The following is a 7,665-nucleotide window of genomic DNA, read 5'->3' as shown; positions in this document are numbered from 1 at the left end:
GGTCAAAAAGCGATTATTACCTTCGTAGACCAAGATGATAACAACAAGGAAGTTGGTAAGGTTGTTGAAAGCGGTAAGTCAGGTGAGCCAATCGGAACGACTAACTACGCAACTCGTCTGAAAGAATTGACAGACAAGGGCTACGAAGTTGTGAACGATGAGTTCAAGGGATCTAAGAACTTTGACAATGATGATAAGAAAGACCAACAATTCGTGGTTACTCTTCGTCAAGGTAAAGAGCCAGTAACAGACCCAGCTAAATTGAATAGCAAGGTTACTCGTACGATCAAGTACCAATACGCAGATGGTAAACCAGAAGGTCGTCCAGCTCTGAAAGCTCCAGTAACTCAAGAAGCAGCCTTCACACGTACAGGTGAACGTAACCGTGTAACTGGTGTTGAAACCTTCGGTGCATGGACACCAGCTACGAAAGAATTGGCACAAGAAGGTACACCAGTAGTAACTGGATTTGTGGCAGATAAGGCTAATGTAGCAGCGAAGACAGTGAAAGCTGGTGACGCTAACAGCGAAGAAGTTGTTCAGTACAAGAAACTTGGTTCATACGTACCAAATGTACCAGAAGGACTTCCAAAAGTACCAAATCTTCCATATCCAAACGATCCAAACAACCCAACTAAACCGGGAACAGATCTTCCAGTGGTACCACATGTACCAGGCACTACTCCAGTAGGCCCAGATGGCACAACTCCATTGACACCGAAAGATCCGAGCGATCCAAGCAAGGGTTACAACCCACCACCAATTCCAAGCGATCCAACTCAGGATACACCAATCAATTACGTTAAAGATGGTCAAAAAGCGATTATTACCTTCGTAGACCAAGATGATAACAACAAGGAAGTTGGTAAGGTTGTTGAAAGCGGTAAGTCAGGTGAGCCAATCGGTACAAGCAACTACGCAACTCGTCTGAAAGAATTGACAGACAAGGGTTACGAAGTTGTAACGGATGAGTTCGCAGGACCTAAGACCTTCGATAATGACGATAAGAAGGATCAAACCTTCACTGTCACTCTTCGTCAAGGTAAAGAGCCAGTAACAGACCCAGCTAAGCTTAACAAGAAAGTATCTCGTACAATCAAGTACGAATACGCAGATGGTGAGACAGCAGGTCGTCCAGCTCTGAAAGCTCCAGTAACTCAAGAAGCAGCCTTCACACGTACAGGTGAACGTAACCGTGTAACTGGCGTTGAAACCTTCGGTGCATGGACACCAGCTACGAAAGAATTGGCACAAGAAGCTACACCAGTAGTAACTGGATTTGTGGCAGATAAGGCCAATGTAGCAGCGAAGACAGTAACTCCTGATGATAAGGATAGCGAAGAAACAGTTAAGTACAGCAAACTTGGTTCATACGTACCAAATGTACCAGAGGGACTTCCAAAAGTACCAAATCTTCCATATCCAAACGATCCAACAGATCCAAGCAAACCAGGTACTGATCTTCCAGTAATTCCACATGTACCAGGCACTACTCCAGTAGGCCCAGATGGCACAACACCATTGACACCGAAAGATCCGAGCGATCCAAGCAAGGGTTACAACCCACCACCAGTTCCAAGTGATCCAACTAAGGATACACCAATCAATTACGTGAAGGATGGTCAAAAAGCGATTATCAGCTTCGTAGACCAAACTGACGGTAATAAGGAATTGACTAAGGTCGTTGAAAGCGGTAAGTCAGGTGAGCCAATCGGTACAACTAACTACGCAACTCGTCTGAAAGAATTGACAGACAAGGGTTACGAAGTTGTAACGGATGAGTTCGCAGGACCTAAGACCTTCGATAATGACGATAAGAAGGATCAAACCTTCACTGTCACTCTTCGTCAGGCTGTAGTACCATTCGATCCAAACAATCCACCGAAACCAAACGATCCAATGGATCCTAAGAATCCGGATGGACCTAAGTGGACAGATGATAAGATCAAGTCAGCTCAACAAGAAGCTGTGAAAGAATTGAGCCGTACGATTAAGTACGTATACGAAGATGGCAAAGAAGCAGCACCAAGCTTCACAGATAGCGCGAAATTCACGCGTATTCTGAAAGTCAACGTCGTAACGAAAGAAATCGTAGAAAAAGGCGCATGGACATCACAAGATGACGTGATCAAGGGACAAACTTCACCAGACATCAAGGGTTACGTAGCGGATAAAGCAAGCGTAGCAGATGTGAAGGTTACAGCAGACTCAGCTAAACCAGCTGATGAAGTCGTAACTTACAAGAAGGCTGATCAAAAAGCAACCATTACCTTCGTAGACCAAGCTAAGAAAGAATTGGCTAAGATCTCAGAAGGTGGTAAGTCAGGCGAACCAATTAGCCGTGACCAATACCTTGCGAAGTTGAAAGAATTGACAAACCAAGGTTACAAGGTTGTGAACGATGAGTTCAAGGATCCACAAAACTTTGATGATGATGCAAGCAAGGACCAAAACTTCACTGTTCAATTGGAAGAAAGTGTAGTACCATTCGATCCAAACAATCCACCGAAACCAAACGATCCAATGGATCCTAAGAATCCGGATGGACCTAAGTGGACAGATGATAAGATCAAGTCAGCTCAACAAGAAGCTGTGAAAGAATTGAGCCGTACGATTAAGTACGTATACGAAGATGGCAAAGAAGCAGCACCAAGCTTCACAGACAGCGCGAAATTCACGCGTATTCTGAAAGTCAACGTCGTAACGAAAGAAATCGTAGAAAAAGGCGCATGGACATCACAAGATGACGTGATCAAGGGACAAACTTCACCAGACATCAAGGGTTACGTAGCGGATAAAGCAAGCGTAGCAGATGTGAAGGTTACAGCAGACTCAGCTAAACCAGCTGATGAAGTCGTAACTTACAAGAAGGCTGAAGTACCACCAACTCCGGTACCACCAACTCCAGCCCCAGCCCCAGCCCCAGCTCCAGCTCCGAACAAGCCAGTAGAACCACGAGTTCCTAGAACTGCTGTTCTGCCAAATACAGGTGAGGAATCATCTTCTGCGGCCGTACTCGGCTTGGGAATTGCTGCAGCACTTGCTGGTATCAGCTTGATTAAACCTAGATTGAGAGAAGAGGAAGAATAATTCATCTTGTCTTGATGGTTAATCAATGAAGAGTTGAAAACTATTAGGTGTCAACTCTGAAAAACGATAACTTCTTAACGAAGTTATCGTTTTTTTAATTCAATGCTACTGGACCTCTATCAACAACAGTAGTGACTGATATCAAATTAGGCAGAAGAGAGAATCAGAGTGGTTCTCTCTTTTGTAATATTCAGAATAACGAGAATCTTAATTTTACAGTTGTGAAGTTTCAAAATACAAAATACAAAATTTAGTGTTCAAGCTCCAAGCTTAACCTATGTTTGCTCGGAGGTTAAAATGGCAAGGTGAATAAAAACTTGATGTTTTGATTTCTCAAACCAATTGTTGCTGTGATAATGACTGATATGCCATCTAAGCCAGTATAATGAATTTTCTACTAGAACATAGGTAGTGGTCAGAATCGCTTTATGTGATAAATGTTCAAGAATAGATGAAAAAATCAGGTTTGAAACAAATTTTTATTTTTTTCGAATAGATAAATAAGGGGAGAAAATGATAAAACAAGAAGAGTATGAGTTTTTGCTAGAGTTTCAAACAAGCAGTTTGCACCGGTTCCGTGAAATTGAACGTTTTGCTGAGTTAGATAAGAAGTTGAGGAAATGTCAATCACCAGCTGACATTCCTCTAAGTTTTTGATATACTAAAACAGATAAACTTAGAGGAGAAGACGAATGAACGTATATGGAAAAAATGATGAGGGGGAAGCTACTTACCTCTATGAACAACAGTTTAGAGGAGTTCAAGAGGAGGATTTAAAACTAAATCAAGACGCTACTAAAACAAGTGGTTTTCCATTTTTTAGTATCTTAATTTGGAGCCTATTTGCTACAGTCATCTCGGTTGTGGTACCCTTTATCTTTGGTTTGGTGAGTCCCCAACAAATGCAAGACTTTTATACTGGTTGGGCATTGCACCAGAATGGCCAAATCTACACAGACTATTATGGCTCAAACGGACTGCTTTATTATTTACTAACCTATCTCTCTCAAGGTAGCATTCTATTTGCATTGGTGGAGTGGGTAGCATTGTTTGGTGCTGGTATTTTTCTATTTAAATCTGCAGATACATTGACAGGTCAAAGAGGTCAAGCTAGACAATTATTGGCTATTTTCTATCTTCTTGTAGCCAGTCTGGGCTTTGGTGGTAGCTATGCAGTGATTGTAGCGATGCCCTTCTTATTCTATGCTTTTAGCCTAGTGGCTGACTATCTGAAGAATCCAATCAACGACAAAGGATTTTTACTCGTTGGGATGAGTTTAGCACTAGCTTTCTTCCTATCACCTATTCCCACAACCTTGTTTGCAGCTACACTTGCCTTGAGTTTGTTTGGATTTAATATTGCTAAGCGTCGATTTGCTCATGGTTTGTATCAATTTTTCGCATCAGCTCTAGGATTCTCTCTCATATTTTATCCGATTGGCTACTATACAGTAGTGACAGGAACTTTTGGTGATGCGATAAGTCATACCTTGTATCCAGTAGTAACCCTTGGCTTGCTTTCAAATACCAAGTTGATTGATAACGCAGCTTTTTATGGCTTGTTAGCCTTTGCTTTAGGATTGTTGACATTGATTGTTTCAGGAATCGTTCAATCTAAACCTGCTAAGCAGTATGCTGTCTCAATAGTGGCTAGCTTGGGCTTGCTAGTAAGTCTTATCCTGTTAATTCTTTCGAAAGAGCCTTTACATGGATCGCGTTTGGCAGTAGTTTTGCCCTTTCTGATATTGTTATTGCTAACTAATATTAAAGAAGGGCTTCCCGGCCGTACGAGTCGTAGACGAAGTACAGAATCCTCATCACTCTTTGGTCGCTACCTCAAGGGAAATTTCTATCTACCAGTAGTTACGATAGTCTATTTACTTTTCCTACCCGTTTTGAGTCGCTATATTTCGCATCCAAGTACTTATCAGGAACGCGAGCAGCTTGCTAGCTTGGTCAAACAGCAAACGAGTTCTGAGGATCGTGTCTATGCTTGGGATGATCGTCCAGATTTTTATCGAACAAGTGAACGCTTGGCGCCGACTTCTCTAGTAACACCAACACTCTATACTGCAAGCGACGAGAATAAAACGAGACTAGTCAATGACTTGAAAGAAAATCAACCGAAGATGATTTTGGTCAATCAAAAAGTTGCCTTGTGGCCAGATGTAGAAAACTTACTCAATGAAAAATACGAGCTTGTTCAGACAGATACAAACGACTTTAAACTGTATAAAATGAAATAAACAATCAATATCTTGTGGAATTTTAAAATTTTAAGTAATTTTGACACAAGATATTGATTTTTCTTTTTAGAGTGGTATAATATCACTTAAGAAGTAAAATAGAAAAGAGCATGGATATGATTGTATTGGAAGAAAAGCTTGCAACCGTTCCCACCTTGTTCGTTGAAAAGCGGGACGGCAGACGAGTTTTATTTGATGTAGACAAGATTGACAAAGCGCTTCACAAGGCAGCTGATAAAGTCATGGATGTGACTCCCTTGGTTGAAAGACGTCTCAATGGATTGCTTGAGCGCATTGTTGCGGAGATTCACGGTCGCTTCCCCCAAGGTGTCAAGATTTACGAAATTCAAAATATCGTAGAGCATGAACTCCTTGAAGCCAAAGAATATGCCTTGGCTGAGGAGTATATCACTTATCGGACACAAAGGGATTTTGAGCGCTCAAAAGCGACAGATATCAACTTTAGTATCCATAAACTTCTCAATAAAGATCAGGCAGTTGTTAATGAAAATGCCAATAAAGACAGTGATGTCTTTAATACCCAGCGTGATTTGACAGCAGGGATTGTTGGGAAATCAATCGGATTGCAAATGCTTCCTAAGCACGTAGCCAATGCTCACCAAAAAGGGGATATTCACTATCATGACTTGGACTACAGCCCCTACACACCGATGACCAACTGCTGTTTGATTGATTTTAAAGGCATGTTGGAAAATGGTTTTAAGATTGGGAATGCGGAAGTAGAGAGTCCCAAGTCTATCCAGACTGCGACAGCTCAAATTTCACAAATCATCGCTAATGTAGCATCTAGCCAGTACGGGGGCTGTTCAGCTGACCGTATCGATGAAGTCTTGGCACCCTATGCAGAGAAAAATTACCAAAAACACCTCAAGGATGCGGAAGAGTGGGTCTTACCTGACAAACGGGAAGATTACGCTTGGAAGAAAACGCAAAAGGACATCTACGATGCCATGCAATCTCTCGAGTATGAAATCAACACTCTCTTCACTTCAAATGGACAAACACCTTTTACTTCACTAGGTTTTGGTCTGGGAACCAATCGTTTTGAGCGTGAAATTCAAAAAGCTATCTTGACCATTCGTATCAAGGGTCTTGGTTCAGAACACCGCACAGCTATCTTCCCTAAACTCATCTTTACGCTGAAAAGAGGACTCAACTTAGAGGAAGGTTCACCTAACTATGACATCAAACAGTTGGCTCTTGAGTGTGCAACCAAGCGGATGTACCCAGATGTCTTGTCCTATGATAAGATTATCGAGCTGACAGGTTCTTTCAAGGTTCCTATGGGTTGCCGTTCTTTCCTCCAAGGATGGAAGGATGAGAATGGTGTCGAGGTCAATTCAGGTCGTATGAATCTAGGTGTTGTGACAGTTAATCTGCCTCGTATCGCCCTCGAATCCGAAGGCGACATGAACAAGTTCTGGGAAATCTTTAATGAGCGGATGAACATCGCAGAAGATGCTCTGGTTTACCGTGTCGAACGGACCAAGGAAGCTACACCAGCAAATGCTCCTATCCTTTATCAGTATGGAGCCTTCGGTCGCCGTCTCGGAAAAGAAGAAAGTGTTGACCAGCTCTTTAAGAATCGTCGTGCGACAGTTTCACTGGGCTATATCGGTTTGTATGAAGTAGCGACGGTCTTCTTTGGTAATAGCTGGGAACACAATCCAGAAGCCAAGGAATTCACGTTGGATATTATTCGCGATATGAAACGCCGTGTAGAAGAGTGGTCAGATCAATATGGCTACCATTTCTCCATCTACTCCACACCATCTGAAAGTCTGACAGATCGCTTCTGTCGACTAGATACAGAGAAATTTGGCTCTATTCCTGATATTACAGACAAGGAATACTACACCAACTCTTTCCACTATGATGTCCGTAAAAATCCAACACCGTTTGAAAAACTGGATTTTGAGAAAGTCTATCCAGAAGCAGGTGCATCAGGTGGCTTTATCCACTATTGTGAGTATCCAGTTCTTCAACAAAATCCTAAAGCCTTGGAAGCTGTCTGGGACTATGCCTATGACCGTGTTGGCTATCTAGGAACCAATACTCCGATCGATCGCTGTTACAAGTGTGACTTTGAAGGAGATTTTGAACCTACCGAGAGAGGGTTTGCTTGTCCTAACTGTGGAAATAATGATCCTAAAACAGTAGACGTTGTTAAACGGACCTGTGGCTATCTTGGAAATCCCCAAGCACGTCCGATGGTTAACGGACGCCACAAGGAAATCGCTGCGCGTGTCAAACACATGAATGGCTCAACCATTAAAACGGCAGGACATGAAGTAACAAATTAGAAGGA

4 protein-coding genes are annotated in these 7,665 nt (G+C 42.2%); all 4 read left to right on the top strand.

Features of this window, described 5'->3' with window-relative positions; genetic code table 11:
• Positions 1-3,090: mucin-binding protein (locus B7709_RS04750; RefSeq protein ID WP_142358134.1), on the top strand; the 3,090-nt coding region annotated here is incomplete at its 5' end.
• Between the two features lie 513 nt (positions 3,091-3,603).
• Positions 3,604-3,747, top strand: a complete 144-nt coding sequence (locus tag B7709_RS10205) for a hypothetical protein (protein ID WP_164978991.1) — start codon at positions 3,604-3,606, stop codon at positions 3,745-3,747.
• Between the two features lie 35 nt (positions 3,748-3,782).
• On the top strand, positions 3,783-5,336 hold the full coding sequence (locus B7709_RS04745) for a damage-inducible protein CinA (RefSeq protein ID WP_084971912.1): 1,554 nt from the start codon (positions 3,783-3,785) through the stop codon (positions 5,334-5,336).
• Between the two features lie 116 nt (positions 5,337-5,452).
• On the top strand, positions 5,453-7,660 hold the full coding sequence (gene nrdD, locus B7709_RS04740; protein WP_162279158.1) for an anaerobic ribonucleoside-triphosphate reductase: 2,208 nt from the start codon (positions 5,453-5,455) through the stop codon (positions 7,658-7,660).
• Positions 7,661-7,665: the final 5 nt, after the last annotated feature.

This window comes from Streptococcus oralis subsp. dentisani (genome assembly GCF_002096335.1).
Lineage (GTDB): Bacteria > Bacillota > Bacilli > Lactobacillales > Streptococcaceae > Streptococcus > Streptococcus oralis_Z.
The sequence above is the reverse complement of the archived record's forward strand: the minus strand, read 5'-3'. Positions and strand labels throughout refer to the sequence as shown.